Below are 23,453 nucleotides of genomic sequence, written 5' to 3'. Positions count from 1 at the left end.
CGAAAGCCCAAGTACATCCAGTACGAGGACTTCCGGCCGGCACGCCGAGAGCACGCACCGGACGCCGCTCCTCAACGGGCGAACGTTGCCCGCCGGGGCACTAGCCCCGGAGCGGCGGGGCACCTTCGTCGCCCTCGACCTGCGCCGCATGGACCGTCTGATCGCCCTCGACCCGGTCTCCCGCACCGCCACCTTGCAACCCGGCCTGCGCGCCCCGCAGGCCGAGGCGCTGCTGGCCGAACACGGCTTCACCCTCGGCCACTTCCCGCAGTCCTACGAGTGGGCCACCGTCGGCGGATTCGCCGCCACCCGCTCCAGCGGGCAGGCCTCCGCCGGCTACGGCCGCTTCGACGAGATGGTGCTGGGACTCACCCTCGCCACACCCGAGGGCACCCTCGACACCGGCCGTGCCCCGCGCTCGGCGGCCGGACCCGACCTGCGCCAGCTCGTGCTCGGCTCCGAAGGGGCGTTCGGCGTGATCACGTCCGTGACCGTCCGGATCCGCCCCGTCCCGCAGGCGTGTGTCTACGAGGGCTGGCGCTTCGCCTCCTTCGAGGCGGGGGCCGCCGCCCTGCGCCGGCTCGCCCAGGACGGGCCCCGGCCGACCGTCCTGCGGCTGTCCGACGAGACCGAGACGCTGATCGGCCTCGCCCAGCCCGACGCCATCGGCTCCGCGGACGCGCGGCAGGACGCCGGATGCACGGCGATCGCCGGCTTCGAGGGCACGGAGGCGGACGCCGCGTACCGCCGGGACCGTGCCGCGGCCGTCCTGCGCGACTGCGGCGGAACCCCTCTGGGCGAGGAGCCGGGACAGCGTTGGGCCCAAGGCCGCTACTCGGCCCCGTACCTGCGCGACTCCCTGCTCGACGCCGGGGCGTTCGCCGAGACGCTGGAGACGGCGGCCTTCTGGTCCCGGATCCCCGGCCTGTACGCCTCCGTCCGCGACGCGCTGACCGCCACGCTCACCGGCGCCGGCACCCCGCCCCTGGTCATGTGCCACATCTCCCACGTCTACGAGAACGGCGCCTCGCTGTACTTCACAGTGGTCTGCGCCCAGGGCGAGGACGCCCTGGCGCACTGGATGCGGGCCAAGCACGCCGCGGGCGAGGCGATCCTGGCCGCGGGCGGCACCATCAGCCACCACCACGGCGTGGGCACCGACCACCGGGACTGGTACGTCCGGGAAGCGGGCCCCCTCGGCGTCGAGGCCCTGCGCGCCGTCAAGCGGCGACTGGACCCGTCCGGACTGCTCAACCCCGGTGTCCTGCTGCCCGCGGACTGAACCCAGCCACCCCCCCAGCGGTCGCGGCGGGGACCCCACCCTGCCCGCCTCACGACCCGACCCGCGCCCGCCCCACGACTCGACCCGCGCCCGCCCGGGAGGCACACCGATGCGAAAGTTCACCGCGGTCGTCAACCCCACGGCGGGCGGATCCACCGGAGCCGCGACGCTGCTCGGAGTGGCGCGCCTGCTCCGGGAGGCCGGCGCCGAACTCGAGACCGAGTACAGCCGCAGCCTGACCCACGCCAAGGACCTGGCCCGGCAGGCCGGGGAGCGGGGACGGGTGGTACTCGCCGTCGGCGGCGACGGCATCACCGGAGGCGTCGGCGGAGCCCTCAGCGGCACCGGCACACTGTTCGGCATCGTCCCCGCAGGCCGCGGCAACGACTTCGCCCGGGCACTCGGACTGCCCGCCGACCCGGCCGACCTGGCCCGCATCCTGCTCCACAACGAGCCGCGCCCCGTCGACACCATCGAACTCCACTCGGCCGTCCACGATCGCACGGTCGTCCTCGGCAGCGTGTACGCCGGTGTCGACGCGGTCGCCAACCGCCACGCCAACAGCGCGAAACTCCTGCGCGGCACCGCCTCCTACTACGCGGGCGGACTGCGGGCCGTCACCACCTGGCGTCCGGTGCGCTACCGGGTCACGGTCGACGGCGTGGAGCACCCGCACACCGGCTACACGGTGGTGGCCGCCAACTCCCGCTACTACGGCTCGGGTCGCAGCATCGCCCCCGACGCCCGCGTGGACGACGGCCTCCTGGACGTCGTGATGATCGCCGAGGCGCCGCGTCGGTTGTTCTTCGCCCTGATGAACGAGCTCAGGACCGGCGCCCACGTCCACCGGCCCCAAGTGCGCATCCTGCGCGGCAGGGAGATCCACATCGAGGCCGACCGCGCGGTGCCCTACGGCGCCGACGGCGAGGTCGGGGCCCACCTCCCCGTCACCGCCAAGGTGCTGCCCGCAGCGCTCAGCGTGCTGCACTGACGTACGTGCTCTGTGTGGGCTGGTGACAAAGGAGTCCGAGGGGTCTGCGTTCCTGTGAGCACCGCCTGAGCGGCAGGCGGCACCCGCCCTACCGTCCGGCTATGAACACGAGTCGCAGCAGAAAGAGAACGTGGCGATGTGCCGCGCCGGCGGTGCTGCTGACCGCGGGCGCGCTCACGGCCGCCGCTCCGGACGCGCAGACACGGGGCGAGCGCACGGAAACGCCCGTGGCGTCGACCTCCCCGGTCGACGGGGTGACCGAGTCGGTGGTGCGGGTGAAGGTGCCGCTGCCGGCGTCCTTCGGGGCGCGTCCGCAGGCGTGCGACTGGCTGTCGTATCTGCGCTACCGCTCCTCCGACGGGGCCGGACGCGTCGGCCGACGCCGACCGGATCCTCGTCGCCCAGCCGGGCATCCTGGAGGGCGCCGGGGCGTTCGACAGCGTCGCCCGCAACACCGTGGCGCGAGCCGCCGCGCAAGGCAGCCACATCGAGTTCTGGGCCCTGGACCGGCGCTCCAACTGCCTGGAGGACCGCACCGGAATAGCCTCCGGCGACCAGCACACGGCCGTCGACTACTACTACCGGGGCAAGCAGGTCGCCGACCGGACCTTCGACGGCTTCGTCGGCAACGGCCGGCTGGGCTGGATGGCCGAGCTCGGCATCGAACACACCGTCCGCGACGAATACGACCTGCTCACCGCCGAGTTGCCCGACCAGGGGCTGCGCGAGCAGAAGGTGCTCTGCGGTGGACACTCACTGGGCGGCGTGATCACCGGCTACTTCGCGACCGCCGATTTCGACGGTGACCGCACCACCACCGCCGACGCGGGACACCGCCAGTGCGCCGGCTACTTCGCCCTCGACACCACCGTCTCCACCTCCCTGGCCGACCTGAGCGGCAGCCTCCCCGACGACACCAACCTGCCGGACATCGGCCTCGGTTACGCCGCCGTGCAGGCCGGCCTCGACACCGGAGTGCTGCCGCGCTCGCTGTCCGCGCCGGTCCTGCTCAACCCCGAGACCATGACCCTGCTCGCCGTCGCCGGACTGGGCACCCTCCAGAACGCCGACGGCGAGGCCGACCTGCCCCGCTATCTGCCCTCCAACGTCAACATCGAGGCCACCAACCGCTTCCTGTTCTCCGAGGACACCACCACGTTCCTCACCGGCTCACCCGGCGTGAAGGACTTCCGGCTCACCAACGCGGCGATGCTCGGAGCCCTGTTGGACGACCACTCCGTACCGCTGGCGTTCCTGCAGACCAGCGTGGGCTTCTTCGACGGCGGGCCGATCGCCGACAAGAACTTCCCTGCTGCCAATGGGAGTTCACAACAGCCGGGGTTGTTCGGCACCGAGTACAAGGCCATCCCCGACCGGCCCCACGGACCGCTCTACACCTGGCGCGATTACGACCGTGTCGGCGAGCCCGACGACCCGGGGTACCGGTCGGCCGACGGCACGCCGTTCACCTCGGCCGGCAAGGAGGTCACCGACATCCGGGAGCTGGCCCGCAGCCTGGCCGAGCAGCCGCTGGACTTCACCGAGCAGTACTTCCCGACCAAGCTGGTCACCGACCTCCAACTGGCCACCTCCCCGCAGGTGAAGCGGCTGGTCGTCCATCCCGAGGGGCTCACCGCCAACCCGACGCTCACCGTGCTCGCGGGCGAAGGGCTGCTGGCGGGCCGCGTCCCGCCCGACCTGAACCCCGTGGTCGCCGACGGCTACCAGCACCTCGACGTGCTGACCGCGGCGCCAGTGCAGAACAACGGCCGGCCCGAACCCGTCTCCACCAACCTCGTCGGCTTCGCGCAGTCACCCGAATAGCGGTCCCCGCACGGCAGTGGGCCCGGGAGGAGATCCTCCCGGGCCCACAGACTGTGTACGGCTCAGTCCTGTACGGCTCAGACCTTGCCCGCGGCGAAGGTGGCCGCCGCTTCGGCGTCGTCCCGGTAGCTCAGGTGCGCTCCCGTGTCACCCCCGCCGCGCTCGCAGACGGGGTCGCCCTGGGCGCAGATGTCGAAGGTGCGGCTCTGGTAGGTGCCGGTGACGCTCTTGCCGAGGGCCCGGATCGGATTGCCGAACAACAGCACGGCCGCGACCTTCGGTTCGACCGCGGCGGGAAGGGTGGCCACGATCGGGCTGCCGACCACCGCGCCGGCACTGCTGATGCCGATGGAATTGTCGACGACGTTCGCGCCCTGCGAATAGCCCACCAGAATGAAACGCTGATTCGGGCAGTTCGCCGCCTGGCTGTTGACGTGGTTCACCAGGTCCCTGTTGCCCTGCGCGGCCGAGGTCAGGGAAAGGTCGGCGGGATAGTCCACCGCGTAGCTGGAGACGGTTTTGCCGGTCAGTTTCTTTTCCAGGGCGGAGAACACCGGGTCGCCCACTATCAGGCCGAGCCTGCCCGGTTCGAAGGTGCCGCGGGCCGCGACGACGTCGATGTCCGAGCAGGGAGCGGCCGACGCCGTGGGCGCCGAGAGGGTGGCCAGTCCGGCTCCGCCGACCAGCGAGAGCGCGGCGAGGCACAAGCGGATACGCATGGGGAATCCTTCGCTTGCGGGGCGCGTGAATGCGCCTGTGAAAAGGACGTCCCGAACGTATTCGCGTTTCCTTCCGGAGTGTTATGGACAGGATTATGGAATTGCCGCGGATTTTTGTGCCCACATGAGTATGGGGCGCACAGCGCAATTCATCAGTTGCCCGCCGACGGCTCCCGCAATGCCTCGGCGCGCAGCGCGAGGACAAGGTCCAGCCGGGTGTCCGGATCGTGCAGGGCGTCGCCGAAGAGTTTCTCCAGTTGCCGGAGCCGGTAGCGGACCGTCTGCGGGTGGACGTGCAGCCGCGCGGCGACATCGGGGACGTTGCTGCCGCTGAGCAGCCAGGCCAGCAGCGTCTCGGCGAGCCGGGGACGCTGCCCCGCCGAGACCGAGTCGAGCGGGCCCAGGACGCGCGCCTGCAACTGGCCGAGCAGCGGCTCGTCGCCGTACAGCAGCAGCGTCGAGAGATGGTCCGCACACCGCACCACGCCCTGCCGGGGGAGGATCCCACGGCCCATCAGTCCCAGCGCCCGGGCGGCCCAGTGCAGTGACCGCGCGGCCTCGGTGAGCGGGACCGTCGGCCCGATCGCGGCCGGGCGGCCGCGCAGCGCGAGGGTGAACGCCCGGCTGCCGAAACGGCCGGAGCCGTCCGGGTCGGGCACCAGCATGCGCGGCGGCCGTGACTCCATGTCCACCAGCGCGCCCGCAGTGGCGAGCGGCCGGTCCGCCTCGCGCTGGTCCGGGCCGGCCGCCAGCGCGACGACGGCGACCTGCCGCGGCACCGACCAGCGCGCCCCGTGCGCCAGGTCGTGCACGGCCTCGAGGGACACCGGCCCTCGCTCAGCAGCAGGTCGAGCAGTCGCTTGCGACGCCGCTCCAACTCGTCCGTGCCGGCCAGCCGGGCCTCCGCGTACCCGGCCGCCGCGGCCTCCGCCACCTCGTGCACCGTGCGGAACGCGAGCTCGCCCAGCGCGGCCACGACCGCCGAGTCCAGCCCGAGTTCCTCCGCCGTGCGGCCCATCAGCCGCCAGGCGTGCAGCCCCCCGATGCGCAGCGCGGACTGCAGCGCGTCCAGGCCGCGGTCCTCCAGTGCTTCACCGCGCCCGAGTCCGTAGTACGTCGCGAAGATCGCGTCGCGCCGGCCGCGCGGGTCGGCGATGTGGTCCACGAACAGCGTCAGCGCCTGCACCACCCCGGCTCTGAGGTTCCTGCCGTAGGTCCCGTCGGCCGGCCGGGCGTACTCCGGCACCTGTCGGCGGACCTCCTCCTCCACCTCGTCGGCGACGGTCTCCAGCTGGGAGTACAGCAGTTCGGCGAGATCGGGCGGTAACGGTACGGCTCCGGGGTCGACCGGAACGCCGTGCGGGGTGGGCACAGCCATCAGGGACACTCCTCTCACCCGGAAGCGGCTCACCCGCGGGCTGTTTCCCGTGGGGCGCATGGGGCGTCCTGGTTTGGACGGACGGTCCCCGCGCTCCGTTCCGTGCCCCGACGGCTCCGACATCACTCGGGCAACCCGAGCGCACGGGCGAGCATCGGCCACGATGCCGCGAACTCCGGCTTCCAGTACGCCCAGTCGTGTCCTCCTCCCTGGTAGAAGTGCGCGGTGACGGGGACGCCGAGGCGCCGCAGCGTGCCGGCGAAGCCCTGGGCGGACGGCCACAGGACGCTTTCCAGGACGCCGGGCAGCGGATCACCGCCGCTCCCCAGCCCGCTGCCGTTGGACACGTACAGGGCGGTGCCGCGCAGCCCTTCGGCGCGGGCGCGCGGGTTGAAGTCGCGCCACGTGAGGAGGTTCAGGATCGGATGGCCCCACAGGGAGGCCGGCGACAGGTTCTCGCGGGCCACGATGGCGTCCATGACGGCCGGGACACCGGGTGCTGTGGTGTCGAGGATGCCGCTGTAGGAGGCGGCGGCGGTGAACGCGCCGGGATGCCGGGCCGCGTGCGCCATGGCCCCGTAGCCGCCGGTGGAGACCCCGGCGACGGCTCGCACGCCGGAGGCCCGGTAGTCGCGGGCGAGCAATGCCGGGACCTCCTCCAAGTGGAAGGCCTCGTAGTCGGGACCGTCGCGCCAGGCGGTCGGGATGCCCGTGGGACCCGCGTCCGGCATCGCCACGATCAGCTCGCGGCCCTCGGTGAAGGCCTCGATGTCCGTCTCCCGGGTCCACGACGTGTAGTCGTCGTGGGCGCCGTGCAGCAGGTACTGCACGGGATAGGTCCGTCCCGGCCGCGTGCCGAATCCCGACGGCAGGATCAGCCGCACCGGCGCGCTGCGGCCCAGCGCGGCAGAGGACACGGACACGTCCAGCGTGCGGGGCCCTAGCCGGGTCGCGGCGGGCGCCCGGCCCCGGCGCCGAACAGGGCGGCCAGACCGGCGACGGCCGCGGCTCTTGTGACGGTGCGCCGGGGGAGATTGGTGCTGCGGTGGGGCATGGCGGCTCCTCGGTCTCGGTTCAGCGGGCCTGCTCGGTGAGCACGCGCCGCAGATGTACGGCGATCTCGTCGACGTGCGGCGGGTCGAGCAGCGACAGATGGTGCCCGGGCACCGGCACGACCTCCAGGCGCGGGCACACCTCGTCCCAGCCGAGCGCCTCGTCGTCCCGCTCGTACGCCGGGTCGCGCACGGTGTGCGGCGCGGGTTCGGTGGCCCGGAACAGCACCACCCGGCCGTCGTGGTCACCCGGCGAGTGGGCTTCGCCGATCCGCATGTCGAGGTAGGAGGCGCGCTGATGCTCCAGCGCGGCGGGCGGAACGTCGGCGACCTCGCGTAGGGCGCGCAGCACGGCGTCGATACGGTCGCCGTCGTCGTCCATCGCCACCAGGTCGTCGTACGGCAACTCCAGCCGGGCGCCGTAGGTGTCGGCGACGTGCCGGGCGAAGCCCGCGAGGTGGGCGCGGATCCGGTCGGCCCGGGTACGGCCGGGCTGGGGGAGGGGCCGTACGGAGTCGACGAGTACCACCAGCTCCACGTCCCGCCCGGCGGCGGTCAGGTGCCGTGCGGTCTCCTGGGCGACGAAGCCGCCGAAGGACCAACCACCCAGCAGACAGGGCCCGTCGGGGTGGACGGCGGCGACGGCCTCGGCGTAGCGGCGGGCCTTCTCCGGCACGGTGCGCGCCTCTTCCACGCGCTCCAGTCCGTACACCGGCCGGTCCTCCCCCAGACGTTCCGCCAGCGCCCGGTAGACGTCGGTCGATCCGCCGGCGGCGTGGACGAGGAAGAGCGGAGGCCGGGAGCCGGTGGCGCGCAGCGTCCGCAGCGGAGAGCCCTCGTCCGTGGTCCTCGCGGTGAGTGCCCGTTGGATGCGGGTGGCCGCGTCGGCGACGGTGGCCGCGCCGAGCAGGTCCCGCAGGGGCAGTTCGATCCCGAACTCGCGCTCCAGGGCCGTGCGGATGCGGACGGCCATCAGCGAGTCCAGGCCCAGATCGGCCGGCGCGGTACCGGCGGTGATGCGGGTCGGCGGATGTCCGGTGACGGTGCTGATGTGGTGGCTCAGGCGGGCGAGGACGGAGGTGGCATCCGCCGTCCGGCCCGTCCGGCCCGTCCGGCCCGTCCGGCCCGTCCGGCCCGTCCGGCCCGTCCGGCCCGTCCGGCCCGTCCGGCCCGTCGGGTCCGTACGATCCGTCGGCCCGGTCCGTCGGTCACCGGTCGCGGTGGCCGCACGGCCGTCCGTCCACCAGTGCCGCACGTGCCGCCAGCGCGGCCCGGGCAGGTCGATGACCCGGCCGGGCGGGAGCGGCGGGCGCCCGCCCGCGGCGTACAGCGTGCCCAGCCGGTGGACGAACGCGGCGGCCCCGTCCGCGTCGCGGCCCAGTGTGCCGACGGCGAGCGCGTCGGGGACGGTGTCGACGACGGCCCGCGTCAGGACCGGGTGGGGCGAGATCTCCAGGAAGGCGGAGTGCCCGTCGGCCGCGGCCGCGGCGATCGCCCGGTCCAGGCGCACGGGCCGCCGCAGGTTGGCGGCCCAGTGGGTGGCGTCGAACACGCAGTCGCCACGCGGATCGTCCAGGACGGTGGAGTAGACGGGAACTCGCGGCGGCCGGCCCCGTATGCCGGACATCGCCTCGGTCAGCTCCGGCAGCAGCGCGTCGACCTGCGGCGAGTGCCCCGCGCCGACCACCCGCATGGCCCGCGCGGCCCGGCCCTGTTCCGCCAGCCGTCGCACCAGTCGGTTCACGGTGGTCTCCTCGCCGGTGACGACCTTCTGCCGGGGCGAGGAGTGGACGGCGACGTGCACACCCGGGAAGTCCCGTGGCAGGGCGTCCAGTTCGGCGTCCTCCAGGTCGACGACGGCCATGGCGCCACCGCTCAGCCCGCTGAGCAGCCGGGCCCGTACGGCGATGACACGGGCCGCGTCCGCCACGTCCAGGGCACCCGCGCACACGGCGGCGGCCACCTCACCCATGGAGTGGCCGATCACGGCGGCGGGCTCCACGCCGTGGGCACGCCACAGCTCGGCGAGCGCCAACTGGAGCCCGAACAGGACCGGTTGGGCCACCTCCAGGCGGTCGAGACCGTCACCGGAGGCCAGCTGGTCGTACAGGGACAGGCCGCACTCGGCGGCCAGCTGCGGGTCGAGCTTCTCCACCGCGGCGGCGAACACCGGCTCCTCGGCCAGCAGCCGCCGTCCCATGCCGGCCCACTGCTGCCGTACCCGGAGAAGACCCACACCGGACCGCGCCCGACCAGATCGCGATCGCCCGTGACGACCCGCCCGTGCGGGCGCCGATCCGCCAACGCGGCCAAGCCGCCCACGAGTTCGTCCCGGTCGCCGGCCGTGATCGCGGCGCGCACGGGCCCCCGGGCGGTGCGCCCGGCGAGCGTGCGCGCCACGTCGGCGAGGCCGGCGGCGCTCCCCTCGGGAGTTCGGAGCCAGTCGGCGAGCCGGGCCGCGGTGTCGCGGACGCGTGCGGTGTCGGCGTCGCAGAGCACGTACAGCCGGGCGGCAGCTTCCTCGGCGGTCGGCGGCGAGAGCGTGGCGGGCCGCCATTCCTCCAGTACGGCGTGGGCGTTGGTGCCGCCGAACCCGAAGCCGGAGACCCCGGCGACGGCCGTGCCGCCGTAGCGGGGCCACGGCTCGGGCTCGGTCACCACCCGCAGCCGTGCGTCACCCAGCGAGCTGCCGTCGGCGCAGTGCAGGGAGGCCGGAATGCGGTCGTGATGCAGGGCGAGCACCGTCTTCACCAGGCCCGCGATGCCCGCGGCGGACTCCAGATGGCCGAGGTTGCCCTTGACGGAGCCGAGCAGCAGCGGCTGGTCGGGGTCACGGCCCGGCCCGAGCACGGCATCGAGCGCGCCCGCCTCGATCGGGTCGCTGAGCGGGGTGCCGGTGCCGTGCGCCTCCACGTAGTCCACGGACACCGGAGCGAGCCCGGCCCGCGCGTAGGCGGTCCGCAACACGGCCTGCTGGGCGGCCGGGTTGGGCGCCATCAGGCCGTCCGAGCGGCCGTCGGAGTTGACGGCGGTGGCGTGGAGGACCGCCAGCACGCGGTCGCCGTCCCGCTCGGCGTCGGACAGCCGCTTCAGCAGCACGGCCGCGCACCCCTCGCCGCGGCCGATGCCGTCGGCCGCCGCCGAGAACGGCTTGCACCGCCCGTCCGGCGCGAGGGCTCCCGCCCGCTCGAACGCCATGGTGACGGTGGGGGAGAGCAGCAGGTTGACCCCGGCGGCGATCGCCGTGTCGCTCTCGCCCGTGCGCAGACTGACGCAGGCGTGGTGCACGGCGACCAGCGAGGAGGAACAGGCGGTGTCGACGGCCATGCTCGGCCCGTGGGTGTCCAGGACGTACGCCAGACGCCCGGCGGCGACACTGAGCGCGGCGCCCGCCGGCGCCCACGGATCGACGGCGGCCGGATCGGCTCCGGTGAGCTGCCCGTACTCCGGGGCGGAGATCCCCACGAAGACACCGGTGCTGGTGCCGGCGAGGGACCCGGCCGGCACGGCGGCGTGGTCGAGTGCCTCGTGGACGACCTCCAGCAGCATCCGCTGCTGAGGGTCCATCACCGCGGCCTCGCGCGGAGTGATGTGGAAGAAGTCCGCGTCGAACCCGGCGACGTCGTCGAGGTAACCGCCGTACGAGGGCACGTCGGCCGGCGGGAACGCGGCGAAGTCTCTCCACCGGTCCTCGGGAACCCGCCGGATCGCATCGACGCCCTCGCTCAACAGCCGCCAGTACTCGGCAGGTCCGTGCACCCCGCCCGGCAGCCGGCAGCCGACCCCGATGACCGCGACGGGCTCGCCGGGCGATGCCGTCGCGGTCGGCGCGGGAGCAGCGATTTCCTCCACCCGGCCGCACAGACGCGCCACCAGCGCGTCACCGGTGGGCGTCTCCCACAGCAGTGTCGACGGCAGGGGGCGTCCGAGGACCTGGGAGAGCTCCCCGGCCAGGGCGACCGCGTCCCGCGAGGACATGCCGAGATCGGCCAGCGGCCGGTCCATCGGCACGGACTCGGGCGCCATGTCGTTCCAGGCGGCCACCCGCTCCACGATCAGGCGACGCAGTTCGGACTCGTCGGCGGGCTTCATCCCGCGACCCTCGACGACTCGCCGGGCTGCGCGTAGGCGCCCTCGAGGTAGCGCGCCCGGGTCAGCGCCCGTGACACCTTGCCGCTGGACGTGCGCGGTACGGTCCCCGGCGGCACCAGCACGACATCGGCGAGCCGCAGCCCGTGCCGGGCGGAGACGGCCCCGCGCACCGCGCGCACCAGCTCCGGCACGTCGATCTCGGCCAGGTTCATGGACCGCGCGTGCTCGGCCACGACCCCACCCGCTCGCCCGCCGTGCCCGGTACGGCGAAGGCGGCGAGCCGGTCGCGGCGCACGGCCGGGTGCGCGTCCTGGGCCGTGGCCTCGATGTCCTGCGGATAGTGGTTGCGCCCGTCGACGACGATCAGGTCCTTCAGCCGGCCTGTGACGACCAACTGCCCGTCCAGCACGGTCCCCAGGTCGCCCGTGCGCAGCCACCGGCCAGGACCGGCCGCCTCGTCGGCGAGCTCGGCGCCGAAGACGTGACGCGTGTCCCCGTCCCGATTCCGGTAGCCGCGCCCGACGTTGGGTCCCTGCACCCAGATCTCACCGACCTCCCCCTCCGACAGGACGGCCCGCGTCACCGGGTCGGTGACGCGCAGCCGCTGGCCCGCCGGCGTGCCGCAGCCGGCGAGCAGCACGGCTCGGGGGTCGTCGGGACGGGCGGGCAGCGCCTTTCCGGCGGCGAGGGCGTCCCGGTCGAGCGCGAACCGGCGCAACGGCTCACCCGAACGGGCGGCACTGACGAAGACGGTGGCCTCGGCCAGCCCGTACGACGGGCAGTGCGTCTCGGGAGCCAGGCGCCGGTCGGCGAAGGCGGCGTGGAAGCGGTCGACGGTACCGGGGCGGATCGGCTCACTGCCGTTGATCAGCGCGGTCACGCCGTCCAGCCGCAGCTCCGCCTTCTGCTCGGCGGTGACGGCGGAGGCGCAGTAGTCGTAGGCGAAGTTGGGCGCGGCACTCACCGCACGCGGATGCGCCGCGAGCAGCCGCAGCCAGCGCACGGGCTGGTGCAGGAACGCGGCCGTGGCGTCGGCACCATAGGCGGTCAGCGCCTGCCGGGCGTTGGCGACGACGTTGCCGTGGGTGATCTCCACGCCCGCCGGGGCCCGGGTCGAGCCGGAGGTGTACTGCAGGTAGGCGACCGCACCCTCGTCGGTCGCGACCGGCTGCCACTGCCCGGCGGCGGAGTCGGGCACCTGGTCCACCGCGACGACCCGCACCGGCGTGGGGGCGCAGAAGTCCCGTACCTCCTCCAGGAGCCGGCTCGTGGTCACGACGACCGCGGGTGTCGCGTCGGCCAGCACGCCGGCGAGCCGGGCGGCATGCCCGGGCAGATTCGGCGGATACAGCGGTACGGCGACCAGGCCGGCCGTCAGCGCCGCCAGGAACCCGGCGATGTACTCCGTGCCCTGCGGACACAACAGCGCCACCCGCGCACCGGGCTCGGCCTCCGCGGCGAGCCGGGCGGCCAGCGCCCGCACGCGCAGGTCCAGGCGCCGCCAGGTCAGGGTGCGGTGGACGCCGCGCGAGTGCGGGGCGGGGTGGTCGACGAAGGTGAAGGCCCGGCGGTCGGGGGTGGTGTCGGCCCAGTGCCGCACGTACTCCGGCAGGGTCCGGAACGCGGGCGCGAGCGGGGGGCGGCGGCTGTCCATCGGGGGGTGGCTCCTCACGTCGAGGGCTGACGGGCAGATGAGCAAGGGATCAGAGCGGGATGTTGCCGTGCCGCCGCTGCGGCATCGGCGCGCGTTTGCCGTGCAGCGCGCGCAGGGCGCGGCAGACCTCGGCGCGGGTCTCGCGCGGTGCGATGACGGCGTCGACGTATCCGCGTTCGGCGGCGAGGTAGGGCGTGCCGTGGGTGGCCTCGTACGTGGCGACGAGGCGGGCGCGCAGCGCCTCGGGGTCGGCGGACGCGGCGAGCTCGCGCCGGTGCAGGACCCCCACGGCGCCCTCCGCGCCCATGACGGCGATACGGGCCGTGGGCCAGGCGAGGTTGACGTCGGCGCCCAGGTGCTTGGAGCCCATCACCGCGTATCCGCCGCCGTACGCCTTGCGCACCACCACCGTCACCTTGGGCACGGTCGCCTCGGCGTAGGCGTACAGCAGTTTCGCGCCGCGCCGGATGATGCCGCCGCGCTCCTGGCGCACACCGGAGAGATAGCCCGGCACGTCGGCGAACGTCAGCAGCGCAATGCCGAACGCGTCGCAGAACCGTACGAACCGCGCGGCCTTCTCCGAGGCGTCGATGTCGAGGACGCCGGCGGCGTGCAGCGGCTGGTTGGCGACGACCCCGACCGAGCGGCCCTCCACGCGGGCGAGGGCGCAGATGATGTTCGGCGCGAACAGCTCCTGCACCTCGAGGAGCTCACCGTCGTCGACGACGGCCCGCAGGATGTCGCCCATGTCGTAAGCCCGCCCCAGCCGGTCGGGCACGACTTCGTCCAGCAGCTCCCGGCAGGCGCGGTCCCGGGCGCGTACTCCGGAGGCCGCTCGAGGTTGTTGGCGGGCAGATACGACAGCAGGTCCCGTACGGTGTCGAGGGCGTCCTCCTCGTGGGCGGCGAGGAAGTGGGCGTTGCCGCTGACGGAGTTGCTGGTCCGCGCGCCGCCGAGGTCCTCGGCGGTGGTGCGCTCGCCGGTGACCGTCTCGATGACGTCGGGCCCGGTGACGAACATGTGCGAGGCGCCGTCCACCATCACGGTGAAGTCGGTGATCGAGGGCGAGTAGGCGGCCCCGCCGGCACACGGCCCCAGGACCACCGAGATCTGCGGGATCACCCCGGACGCCTGCACATTGCGGCGGACCAGCTCGGCGTAGAGGGCGAGTGAGGCGACGCCCTCCTGGATGCGGGCGCCGCCGGAGTCGTTGAGCCCGATGACCGGGCAGCCGGTCTTCAGGGCCAGGTCCATCAGGGCGACGGTCTTCTCTCCGAAGGCCTCGCCCATGCTGCCGCCGAAGACGCCGGCGTCCTGGGCGAACACGCAGACCGGCCGGCCGTCGACCGTGCCGTGCCCGGTGACCACTCCGTCGCCGTAGGGGCGGCGGGCCCCGTCTCCGGTGGGGCGGGTCCGGACGAACTGGCCCGTCTCGGTGAAGGACCCGGCGTCCAGCAGCCGCTCGATCCGCTCGCGGGCACCGAACTCCCCCCGTCTTCTCGGCCCGCCCGGCGCCACCGCCTGCGCCCGACGGCGTTCCAGATCGGCGATGCGGTCGGCGGTGCGGTCGGTGGGCGTTGTCACCTCTGTCGTCACAGCCACCTCCGAAGTCGCCTCCGAATATGGCAGCGACCGGGGAGAGGGCCGGGTGGATCGGTGTGGCGTTTGCCTGAGGTGAGTGTTGTGGAGCGAGGGTTCGTCCGAGTGTGACAAGCGAGAGGTAGTCGAAAGTTTCGATGCCATGAGCGAATGTCGTCGCCTGTCCGACATCCTTGAGGGGACTGCAAGTGACTCGTGCGTGAAGCGTTGACGGTGCGAAAGGCCAGTCGTAACGTCTTCCGCACCCTTCGGAGGGAGATTCGAAACTTTCGAAGTGTCATGACCCCAACAATCACCCCATCAGAAGAAAGGGGACGACATGGTCACCCGCACGTCCATCGGCGCCCTCGGCATGGCCGGGTTACTCGCCGCATCCGGTGTCATCGCCCTGTCGGGAACGGCCGACGCCGCGAGCACCCTGGGATCCGCCGCGGCCGGCAAGGGCCGCTACTTCGGCGCCGCCGTCGCCGCGAACCACCTGGGCGAGGCCCCGTACGTCTCCACGCTCGACACCGAGTTCACCTCGGCGACGCCCGAGAACGAGATGAAGTGGGACGCCGTGGAGCGCACCCGCAACTCCTTCACCTTCGGCGCCGCCGACCAGATCGTCAGCCACGCGCAGAGCAAGGGCATGAAGGTGCGCGGGCACACCCTGGTCTGGCACTCCCAGCTGCCCAGCTGGGTCGGCACGCTGGGCACCGCCGACCTCAGAACGGCGATGAACAACCACATCACCAAGGTCATGCAGCACTACAAGGGGAAGATCCACTCCTGGGACGTCGTCAACGAGGCATTCCAGGACGGCAACAGCGGCGCCCGGCGCAGCTCCCCGTTCCAGGACAAGCTCGGCAACGGCTTCATCGAGGAGGCGTTCCGCACCGCACGCGCCGCCGACCCGGCAGCCAAGCTCTGCTACAACGACTACAACACCGACGGTGTCAACGCGAAGAGCAATGCCGTCTACAACATGGTCAGGGACTTCAAGGCACGCGGCGTACCCATCGACTGCGTCGGCTTCCAGTCCCATTTCAACAGCGCCTCCCCGGTGCCCGGCGACTACCAGGCCAACCTCCAGCGCTTCGCCGACCTCGGCGTCGACGTGCAGATCACCGAGCTGGACATCGAGGGCTCCGGCACGGCCCAGGCGAACAGCTACAGCAACGTCGTGAGGGCCTGCCTGGCGGTCTCGCGCTGCACCGGCATCACCGTCTGGGGCGTCACCGACAAGTACTCCTGGCGCGCGAGCGGAACACCGCTGCTGTTCGACGGCAACTACAACAAGAAGCCCGCCTACACGGCCGTACTCACGGCGCTCGGCGGCACCAGCTCGGGCGGGGGCGGCGGCACGGCCGCCTGCACCGTCTCCTACAGCAAGCAGGAGGAGTGGAGCGACCGCTTCAACGGCAAGGTGACCGTCACCGCGGGCGGCTCGGCGATCGGCAACTGGACCACGACGGTCACGGTGACGTCCCCGCAGAAGATCTCCGCCACCTGGAACGGCACACCCACCTGGGACAGCAGCGGCAACGTCATGACGATGAAGCCGAACGGCAACGGCAGCCTGGCGGCCGGCGCGTCGACGAGCTTCGGCTTCACCGTCATGAAGAACGGCAGCAACGCGGCCCCGGTGCTCGGTTCCTGCACGGCATCCTGACCGCCGCCGCGGCACACGGCCTGACGGGGCAGCCGCCTCGCCAGGCCGTACGGCGTCACACGTCAGTGCCAGCCCGTCGCGACCAGCTCATGGCCGTCGCACGCGAGCAGGGCGCGCGAAACACGGCCGTCGAGGTTGTTGCCGATCATCGTGTAGGCGTAGTCGACGCCCGAGTCGACGGTCTCGGAGACCCATCCGTCGGCGCGCCCGGCACCGGAGTCCGACCGCTCCAGCACCGCCTCGCAGTTGGGTCGGGAGTTCTCGATCCGAGCGAACGACCCGCACTTGCCGGAGTAGAAGTACTTCAGCGCCATGCCCTCGGCGTGCTGCGTGGGCCCCACCTGCCCGAAGGTGCCCGCGCAGCTGGAGATGGTGGGGTACTGCCCCTCCATTCCGTAAGCCCCGTAGTTGCCGCCCGAGTGCGGTGCGGCCTGAGCGGAGACCGGGGTGAGCGCCATCACGGCGGCGGCGCCCCCCGCGGCCAGAAGCGTTGTCAGCGATCGGCGGCTCATGAGCCCTCTTTCCCATGTCGGTGATGCGGTGATGCGGTGATGCGGTGATGCGGTGATCGGGCGAGGGCGGCCGGCTGCACCGGCCGCTGCCCGCATCGCGACACTAGGAGACCTCGCCGCCGATCGGTGCCTGACAAATGTCAGGGTGCGCCCGTCCCCAGGACGTGCGTCGCCGCCGTTCAGACGAGGTGGGCGAAAACCACCAGGTTCTCCGTGTAGTCCTTGGCCGAGTGGTCGTAGTCACCGGCACAGGTGATGAGCCGGACCTGAGCCCGCGGGGTGTCGGCGTAGACGCGCCGGTCGGGAAAGTGCTTCTTGTCGAACGTCTCCACGCTGTCGACCACGAATCTCGCCGTGCGCCGGTCGGCCCTCGTGACGCGGAAGGTGTCCCCCGCTTCGAGTTCACCGAGCTCGGCGAAGACGGCCGGAGACGTCGCCGTGTCGACGTGCCCGGCGATGATCGCCGTGCCCCTTTCACCGGGGGTGGCCCCCTCGGCGTGCCAGCCGACGAGGTTGACGTCGTCGGCGGGCGGTGCTTCGAGCTGCCCCGACCGGCCGATGTTCAAGGGCGTGAAGGGGGCGTCGACCGAGATCTTCGGGATGATCAGGCGCAGTGGCCTCGCTCGCGGCAGATGCCTCCCTGCGGGGTGCCCGGCAGGCGAGGCCGACGGGCCGGCCTGTGTCGTACGCGGCGGACGGGAGGTGTCGGAAGCGGCGGCCGACGACGCGTCGGAGGACGGGTCGCGCCCGCCGAACAGGTTTGCGGCCAGGATCAGGGCGGCGACGGCGCACAGCACCGTCCACCCCGTACGGGATCCCCGACCGGTCGGCGCCGGGCCGTCGTCGGTGGGGGAGTCGGTGGAGGAGTCGGTGGGGGAGGAAGAGCCAGCTGCCATCGGACACCACCTCACTCGGTCACGGCAGCACAGGGGACGGGGCACGCGGAAGGCCGGCCGGGCCGCCACACGGCGCAGGAGTGGCGGCCCCGGCCGCTATCGCGTCCGGCATGGCTCAGGCCGCGTTCCTCACGGACTTGTTGCGGCGCACCGCGTACAGACCGGTGCCGGCGACCGCCAGCACCGCCAGCCCGGCCGTGGTCACGGTCGGCGTGTCGAGGGCGCCCCCTCCGGTGTGCATCCCGCCACGCGGCTTGTCGTGGTCGCCGCCGAAGGAGTCGTGCGCGTCCTCCTTGGAGTCCTTGAAGTGGTCGGAGCCGTGCTCGGAGTCCTGGTAGCCGTCCGAGCCGTCCTCGTGGCCCTTGGAGCGGTCGGATCCGTGCTCGGAGTCGTTGTAGCCGTCCGATTCGTCCTGGTGGCTCTCCGGGTCGTGCTTGGAGTCCTTCGAGCCGTCCCACTCCTCGTCGTTGTTCACCGTGGTCAGTGCGCCGCCACCGGTGTGCATGCCGCCACGCGGCGCGTCGTGCCTGCTGTCCTTGTCGTGCTCTTTGCTGTAAGAAGAGTCCTCGTGGTCCCACTCACCGGCGACGGCATACACGCCGGGGGTGGTGATCGCGAGGACGGCGGAAGCCGCCCCTGCGGCCAGGAGCATGCGAGTAGGGCGCATGTGACATTCCTTCCGCCTCGGCCGGGCAGCTGGCGCTTCGTCAGCTGAGATGACCCGACCTCGACGTGATCCACCGTCATCCAGCCGTCGGGATCTCACCACTCAAGGCGCTCACTCGGGGGACACGCCGCCTCCGCGGCCCTGACATGATCAGGAATATCCGGCCGCTCCGGCCACGAGCGGAGCTTGTCCTGTGTGGGCCGCGCGAACTCGGGCAGCCGCTCCAGGATGAACGCTCCGAAAACCGTCGCAAACATGCCACAACAGGTCCGTGAGGAGCTGACCCGGAGGCTGCGCAAGAACAAGGGCGCCTTCCGCAAGGAGGACGTACAGGTCGTCGAGCCGCCCTTGCTCAAGCGCGCGGTGGGCGCCTCCGCGCTCGGCAACTGCATGGAATGGTTCGACTTCGGCGTCTACAGCTATCTCGCCGCCACCATCGGGAAAGTCTTCTTCCCCGGCGCCTCACCGGCCGCCCAGGTCATCTCCTCCTTCGCGACCTTCGCCGCCGCCTTCGTCGTCCGCCCGCTCGGTGGCCTCGTCTTCGGGCCCCTCGGGGACCGCATCGGCCGGCAGAAGGTGCTGGCCACCACCATGATCATGATGGCGATCGGTACCTTCGCCATCGGAGTGATCCCCGGCTACGCCACCCTCGGCATCGCCGCACCGATCCTGCTGCTGCTCGCCCGTATGGTCCAGGGCTTCTCCACCGGCGGAGAGTACGGCGGCGCCACCACCTTCGTCGCCGAGTACTCGCCGGACCGCCGCCGGGGTCACCTCTCCAGCTGGCTCGACTTCGGCACCTTCGCCGGCTACGCCCTCGGCTCCGCGCTGGTCACCCTGCTGAACCTGATGCTCACCGACGCCGAGATGCTCTCCTGGGGCTGGCGCGTGCCGTTCCTGATCGCCGGACCGCTCGGCATCATCGGCCTGTACATGCGGCTCAGGCTGGAGGAGTCGCCCGCCTTCCAGCAGCAACTGGACGAGCACGAGAAGAACCTCGCCCAGGAGTCGGCGGGCCGTGAGTTCAGGACCATCGTCAAGGACCACTGGAAGCCGCTGCTCATCTGCATGGGCCTGGTGCTGCTGTACAACGTCCCCAACTACATGGTCACCGGCTTCCTGCCGACGTACCAGACGGAGACGCTGAACCGCTCCAGCAGCTCCGCCGACGTCCTGGTGCTGATCGGCATGGTGTGGATCGTGCTGCTGATCACCTTCATCGGGCGGCTCAGCGACCGGGTCGGCCGGCGACCGGTCTACGGCGTCGCGGCCGCCGCGATGATCGTCCTCGCCGTTCCGTCCTTCCAATTGATCAAGATGGACGGAACGTGGGCGCCGATCGCCGGAGTGCTGATGCTGTCCACCCTGCTGGCCTGCTTCGCCGCCCCGAGCGCCGCCACGCTGCCCGCCCTGTTCCCGACGGCTGTCCGCTACGCGGCCATGGGCATCGGCTTCAACTTCTCCGTCGCCGCGTTCGGCGGCACCACGCCGCTGCTCACCGAGGCGCTGGTGCACATCACCGGAAACGACATGATGCCCGCCTTCTACCTGATGGCGGCGGGTGCCATCGGCCTCGTGACGGTGAAGTTCCTGCCGGAGAGCGCGCAGGTACCGCTCAACGGCTCGCAACCGATGGTCGGCTCCGAGGAGGAGCAGCGGGAGCTGATCAGCACCTCCACGGACCTCTATCACGTCACGCGGCACCACTCCGGCGTCCGTTGACGGCTCACGCCAGGACCACTTCCCAGGTGTCCACGGCGTAGTGGACGCTCATCCCGTTGCGCGCGTACAGTTCGGGGGCCCCGGTGGCGTTGGAGGTGTCCACGCCGAGTCCCATGGTGTCCCGCCCTCGGGCGGCGAAGGCCGCGAAGGCATGCCGCAGCAGGAATCCGCCGAGCCCCCGGCCACGGGCCTCGCGCAGCACGCCGATGCTGCGGATCCATCCCATGGCCTCGCGGTCGTCGCGGGAGAGCAGGAACCCGACATCCCCGAGGTCCTCGGTACTGACGATCCACACCAGGGACCAGTCGAGCCCGTCCGCGTGAATGTCGTGCAGCCACTGGTGGTAGTCGCGCGGCTGGAAGTCGAAGTGCTCGGCGAAGCCGGCCTGGTACAAGGCGTGGACACACTTCCGGTCCGCCTCGGCGGTGCACGACCGCACCCGCACACCGGCCGGCGCCTCGGGCGGCAGGTCCTCCCCGGCCCGCAGGGCGCGCCGCAGCACGTGATAGCGCCGTACGACGGACCAGCCCCGCGCGCGGATCAGCTCGGTGTCGAGCGTGGGCGTCACGTTGAGGTGCAGATGCACCACGGCCCTCTCCGCGCCGTTCTCCCGCGCCTTCTCGAGCGCCCTGGTCTCCATCGCCTCCAGCAGGTGCTCTCCGGCCGACTGGTGGTCGGGCAGCACATAGTGGTCGACGTCGACGCGTTCGCCGTACGACTCGTCCCACAGCAGCCCGTAGGCCACCAGCAGCTCGCCCTCGAAGGCCAGCCAGGAGTCGCGTTCGAGATCGACATCGGGGCGCTTCAGATCGGCCTCGATGGTGTTCAGGTCGGTCTCGGCCCGGCCGATCTCGATCCGGTCGACCTCGTTGAGCAGGTCGGTGATGGCGGGCGCGTCGGCGAGGACGGCAGGGCGCATGAGATAGGGCATGAGCGCCAGGATCCGGGGGAGGGACGGCTGCCGCAATGAATTTTCGTACGACCGCGCAGAGCGTCGTTTCCGGTCACTGGGCTGCGTTATGCTTGATCTTGAGCACGGCACCGAACTGCCGGTGACCGGCTGTGCGTTGGTGGTCCAAGGAAAGACGCCCCGCTTCCTGCGGGGAGATGCAGGTGCAAGGCCTGCCCGGCGCTCCACTTCGAACCCCACCCCGGAACACGCGGGGTGGGGTTCTCGCATGCGCGGCATCGCGATGGCGTGCCGACGCCTTTTCTGTTCGGAGCGCTGAGGGAACGGCGACCTCGGCACGGTAGAAAGGACCCATGCCGGAGCGCGAGATCCCCGCGGGAGCCATGGACGACGTCGACGCGGTCACCCGCGCGGTCCTGACGGCCTCGCGGCTGCTGGTGGCCGTTTCCGCGCGGTCGCTGGCCGAGGTGGAGGAGCGGGTGACGCTGCCGCAGTTCCGGATGCTGGTGGTGCTGTCCACCCGTGGAGCCACCAAGCTGGTCGCACTCGCCGATCTCCTTCAGGTGGCGCCGTCCACCGCGATGCGCATGGTCGACCGGCTGATCGCGGCTGGACTCGCCGACCGGCACACCAACCCCGACAACCGCCGGGAGACGCTCCTGCAGCTCACCGACGAGGGACGGCACGCCGTCGAGAGCGTCACCGCCCGGCGGCGTGCCGAACTCGCGGCGATCGTCGAGCGCCTCGCACCGGGGCAGCGGGCCGTGCTCATCGAGGCGCTCACCGCCTTCAACGAAGCCGGGGGAGAGCCCCTAGGGCCCTTCTGATGGATCTCCGCGGCGTCGCGACGCCCGGCACGCACTCTCGCCGCACCGCGTGAAAGCCCAAGTAGCTCCGCTACGAGGGCTTTCACGCGGCACGCCGAGAGCACGCACCGAACGCCGCTCCTTCTCCCACGGAGATCCATCAGAAGGACCCTAGCCCCGGCGCTGGACGACTCCGAAGCACACCCCTTGGGCTGGACGGTGGGCGCCTCCGTCGCACGCGACGCCTGACCGGCGGATCAGCCGGCCGACGGTGCGGGCGTCGGCGACGGTGCGGCTGTGTTGATGTTCAGGTCGGGGCGCGGTTTGAGGACGAGCATCGGCGATCCCGGCTGCGGCGGAGGCGGTGTGAGCTCGTTCTTGGGCAGCTTCGGCGGATTGGTCTGCTGGAAGTTGACGTTCTCGTGATTGACCAGGCCGGTGTTCTCCAGCACGGTGATGTGGTCCAGCACCGTGTCGTTGGCCAGATCGGCCAGCTGACGCACCATGGTGTTCCGGGTGTTGGCGCGGATCTTGGCGATCACCGGGAAGATCTGACCGTGGGTCACCCGCATGATGGTGACCGCGGTGGAGTCGAACTCCTTGCCGCTGCTGCCGTCGACGGTCGCCACGAACTGTTGCTGCTGCGGGCTCGCCTGATTGGGAATCGTGACACCGAGCTCGGCCGAGAGCTTGCGGCACATCTCGTCGAGTCCGGCGTGTCCGACGATCAGGTGCTTGCCCGCCTCCTTCATGGCGGCGGTCGTTCCGCGTTCCATCACCATCTCGCCCAAGGGGTACTCCCACAGCCCGGCCGCACGCACCTTCACGATGAAGTCACGGTCCGCCTCGGTGATCGGGCCGTAACGGGTGTTGGCGATGATGCGTTCCTGGCCGCTGGTCGTGTTCTCCACCCCGAGCATGGCGGGGTAGGCGAGCGCCGTGAGGGTCAAACCCAGCGCACCGAACACGAAGATGCTCCCCAGTTTGTTGCGGGAGATGGGCATCGGGCCTCCTGACGTGAGCGGTTCTTACGGCAGGAAGTACGGATGGAACAGCCTGATCCATCATTGCGCTGGGTAAATTTTGCACGCTGCTCTGTGTCGTGCGTCACAAGGGGCAAGGGACGCAAACGAGGCGGACCCCGCCGTGGGCCATGCCGGGACCGATGAGTTTCCCGCGTCGCGCTCGTCTTATGTCCGACGAGCGTTGACCATCGACGAGGACGAGGGGTTCGCCATGGACGGGTCCGCCGGGCAGGAGGCCCTGGAGAGGCTGGACGTACTGGTCGGCGAATGGGAGGTGGAGGCCGACCTTCCCGGACCGCCCGCACCTGCCGTACGCAGCGTGTTCGAGTGGACCCTGGACGGACGATTCCTGGTCCAGCGGACCGAGATCCCGATTCCCGGGGCCCCGGACAGCATGGCGATCGTCGCGGTCGATCCGGAGACGGGCGCGTACACGCAGCACTACTTCGACTCGCGGGGCGTCGTACGGGTGTACGCGATGAGCCTCGCCGACGGGGTGTGGCGGTTGCTGCGCGAGGCGCCGGACTTTTCACCGCTGGCGTTCCGGCAGCGGTTCACCGGGCATGTCGGTGACGACGGCGACACCATCCGTGGCACGTGGGAGAAGTCGATGGCCGGCTCGACCACGTGGGAGCACGATTTCACGCTCATCTACCGCAGGAGTTGTTGA

Annotated in this window: 12 protein-coding genes and 7 pseudogenes; 7 read left to right on the top strand and 12 right to left on the bottom strand. The window is 71.7% G+C overall.

Annotated features, from left to right (window positions below; translation table 11 throughout):
• Nucleotides 1-100: 100 nt before the first annotated feature.
• The 3 genes and pseudogenes from Q4V64_RS02295 to Q4V64_RS02285 form a co-directional block, all read left to right on the top strand.
• Nucleotides 101-1,282: pseudogene (locus Q4V64_RS02295) on the top strand (FAD-binding oxidoreductase); the annotation flags it as partial.
• Nucleotides 1,283-1,391: 109 nt separating this feature from the next.
• Complete coding sequence (locus Q4V64_RS02290) at nucleotides 1,392-2,273, top strand: YegS/Rv2252/BmrU family lipid kinase (RefSeq protein ID WP_124436886.1); 882 nt, start codon at nucleotides 1,392-1,394, stop codon at nucleotides 2,271-2,273.
• A 101-nt stretch (nucleotides 2,274-2,374) separates the two neighbouring features.
• Nucleotides 2,375-4,097 (top strand): annotated as a pseudogene (locus Q4V64_RS02285) (hypothetical protein).
• A 77-nt stretch (nucleotides 4,098-4,174) separates the two neighbouring features.
• Here the strand turns inward: Q4V64_RS02285 and Q4V64_RS02280 are convergent.
• From Q4V64_RS02280 to Q4V64_RS02240, 7 genes and pseudogenes are all read right to left on the bottom strand, one after another.
• Nucleotides 4,175-4,816 (bottom strand): cutinase family protein, encoded by a 642-nt coding sequence (locus Q4V64_RS02280; RefSeq protein ID WP_124436885.1) that lies wholly within the window; start codon nucleotides 4,814-4,816, stop codon nucleotides 4,175-4,177.
• 152 nt (nucleotides 4,817-4,968) lie between these two features.
• Nucleotides 4,969-6,194 (bottom strand): annotated as a pseudogene (locus Q4V64_RS02270) (helix-turn-helix domain-containing protein).
• A gap of 122 nt (nucleotides 6,195-6,316) precedes the next feature.
• A pseudogene (locus Q4V64_RS02265) lies at nucleotides 6,317-7,248 on the bottom strand (alpha/beta hydrolase family protein).
• 20 nt (nucleotides 7,249-7,268) lie between these two features.
• Nucleotides 7,269-9,446, bottom strand: a complete 2,178-nt coding sequence (locus Q4V64_RS02260) for an acyltransferase domain-containing protein (RefSeq protein WP_303708844.1) — start codon at nucleotides 9,444-9,446, stop codon at nucleotides 7,269-7,271.
• 275 nt (nucleotides 9,447-9,721) lie between these two features.
• Nucleotides 9,722-11,251: pseudogene (locus Q4V64_RS02255) on the bottom strand (type I polyketide synthase); the annotation flags it as partial.
• Nucleotides 11,252-11,334: 83 nt separating this feature from the next.
• Nucleotides 11,335-12,992 (bottom strand): annotated as a pseudogene (locus tag Q4V64_RS02245) (fatty acyl-AMP ligase).
• 49 nt (nucleotides 12,993-13,041) lie between these two features.
• Nucleotides 13,042-14,588 (bottom strand): annotated as a pseudogene (locus Q4V64_RS02240) (acyl-CoA carboxylase subunit beta).
• A 322-nt stretch (nucleotides 14,589-14,910) separates the two neighbouring features.
• On the opposite strand from Q4V64_RS02240, the gene Q4V64_RS02235 reads away from it, so the two are divergent.
• Nucleotides 14,911-16,245, top strand: coding sequence for an endo-1,4-beta-xylanase (locus Q4V64_RS02235; protein WP_124436884.1), 1,335 nt, complete (start codon nucleotides 14,911-14,913; stop codon nucleotides 16,243-16,245).
• A 62-nt stretch (nucleotides 16,246-16,307) separates the two neighbouring features.
• Here Q4V64_RS02235 and Q4V64_RS02230 read toward each other — a convergent pair whose 3' ends face one another.
• The 3 genes from Q4V64_RS02230 to Q4V64_RS02220 form a co-directional block, all read right to left on the bottom strand.
• On the bottom strand, nucleotides 16,308-16,757 hold the full coding sequence (locus Q4V64_RS02230; protein WP_172628953.1) for a hypothetical protein: 450 nt from the start codon (nucleotides 16,755-16,757) through the stop codon (nucleotides 16,308-16,310).
• A gap of 179 nt (nucleotides 16,758-16,936) precedes the next feature.
• Nucleotides 16,937-17,653, bottom strand: coding sequence for a class F sortase (locus tag Q4V64_RS02225; protein WP_124436883.1), 717 nt, complete (start codon nucleotides 17,651-17,653; stop codon nucleotides 16,937-16,939).
• Between the two features lie 115 nt (nucleotides 17,654-17,768).
• Nucleotides 17,769-18,320 (bottom strand): hypothetical protein, encoded by a 552-nt coding sequence (locus tag Q4V64_RS02220; RefSeq protein ID WP_124436882.1) that lies wholly within the window; start codon nucleotides 18,318-18,320, stop codon nucleotides 17,769-17,771.
• Between the two features lie 228 nt (nucleotides 18,321-18,548).
• Here Q4V64_RS02220 and Q4V64_RS02215 point away from each other — a divergent pair, with 228 nt between their 5' ends.
• Nucleotides 18,549-20,042 carry an MFS transporter gene (locus tag Q4V64_RS02215; protein WP_124436881.1) on the top strand — a complete coding sequence of 498 codons (1,494 nt, stop codon included), beginning with the start codon at nucleotides 18,549-18,551 and terminating at the stop codon, nucleotides 20,040-20,042.
• A 4-nt stretch (nucleotides 20,043-20,046) separates the two neighbouring features.
• On the opposite strand, the gene Q4V64_RS02210 is transcribed toward Q4V64_RS02215, so the two are convergent.
• Entirely contained in the window at nucleotides 20,047-20,973 is a 927-nt protein-coding gene (locus tag Q4V64_RS02210; RefSeq protein ID WP_124436880.1) for a GNAT family N-acetyltransferase, read from the bottom strand.
• A 332-nt stretch (nucleotides 20,974-21,305) separates the two neighbouring features.
• Between Q4V64_RS02210 and Q4V64_RS02205 the strand changes: the two genes are divergently transcribed.
• On the top strand, nucleotides 21,306-21,779 hold the full coding sequence (locus Q4V64_RS02205; protein ID WP_124436879.1) for a MarR family transcriptional regulator: 474 nt from the start codon (nucleotides 21,306-21,308) through the stop codon (nucleotides 21,777-21,779).
• 236 nt (nucleotides 21,780-22,015) lie between these two features.
• Here Q4V64_RS02205 and Q4V64_RS02200 read toward each other — a convergent pair whose 3' ends face one another.
• The gene (locus Q4V64_RS02200; RefSeq protein ID WP_172628952.1) at nucleotides 22,016-22,762 is read right to left on the bottom strand and encodes a DUF4142 domain-containing protein; all 747 of its coding nucleotides are present in this window, start codon (nucleotides 22,760-22,762) and stop codon (nucleotides 22,016-22,018) included.
• Between the two features lie 202 nt (nucleotides 22,763-22,964).
• Here Q4V64_RS02200 and Q4V64_RS02195 point away from each other — a divergent pair, with 202 nt between their 5' ends.
• Nucleotides 22,965-23,453: a DUF1579 family protein gene (locus Q4V64_RS02195; protein ID WP_216377516.1), complete on the top strand. Its 489-nt coding sequence runs from the start codon at nucleotides 22,965-22,967 to the stop codon at nucleotides 23,451-23,453.

It is taken from the genome of Streptomyces sp. NL15-2K (assembly GCF_030551255.1).
In the GTDB taxonomy this organism is placed as follows: domain Bacteria; phylum Actinomycetota; class Actinomycetes; order Streptomycetales; family Streptomycetaceae; genus Streptomyces.
The sequence above is the reverse complement of the archived record's forward strand: the minus strand, read 5'-3'. Positions and strand labels throughout refer to the sequence as shown.

Coding starts and splice junctions, on each gene's coding strand:
- Q4V64_RS02210 (WP_124436880.1), bottom strand. CDS start 20,973: ATGCCCTATCTCATGCGCCCTGCCGTCCTCGCCGACGCGCCCGCCATC.
- Q4V64_RS02290 (WP_124436886.1), top strand. CDS start 1,392: ATGCGAAAGTTCACCGCGGTCGTCAACCCCACGGCGGGCGGATCCACC.
- Q4V64_RS02205 (WP_124436879.1), top strand. CDS start 21,306: ATGCCGGAGCGCGAGATCCCCGCGGGAGCCATGGACGACGTCGACGCG.
- Q4V64_RS02220 (WP_124436882.1), bottom strand. CDS start 18,320: ATGCGCCCTACTCGCATGCTCCTGGCCGCAGGGGCGGCTTCCGCCGTC.
- Q4V64_RS02260 (WP_303708844.1), bottom strand. CDS start 9,446: ATGGGACGGCGGCTGCTGGCCGAGGAGCCGGTGTTCGCCGCCGCGGTG.
- Q4V64_RS02230 (WP_172628953.1), bottom strand. CDS start 16,757: ATGAGCCGCCGATCGCTGACAACGCTTCTGGCCGCGGGGGGCGCCGCC.
- Q4V64_RS02235 (WP_124436884.1), top strand. CDS start 14,911: ATGGTCACCCGCACGTCCATCGGCGCCCTCGGCATGGCCGGGTTACTC.
- Q4V64_RS02280 (WP_124436885.1), bottom strand. CDS start 4,816: ATGCGTATCCGCTTGTGCCTCGCCGCGCTCTCGCTGGTCGGCGGAGCC.
- Q4V64_RS02200 (WP_172628952.1), bottom strand. CDS start 22,762: ATGCCCATCTCCCGCAACAAACTGGGGAGCATCTTCGTGTTCGGTGCG.
- Q4V64_RS02215 (WP_124436881.1), top strand. CDS start 18,549: ATGAACGCTCCGAAAACCGTCGCAAACATGCCACAACAGGTCCGTGAG.
- Q4V64_RS02225 (WP_124436883.1), bottom strand. CDS start 17,653: ATGGCAGCTGGCTCTTCCTCCCCCACCGACTCCTCCACCGACTCCCCC.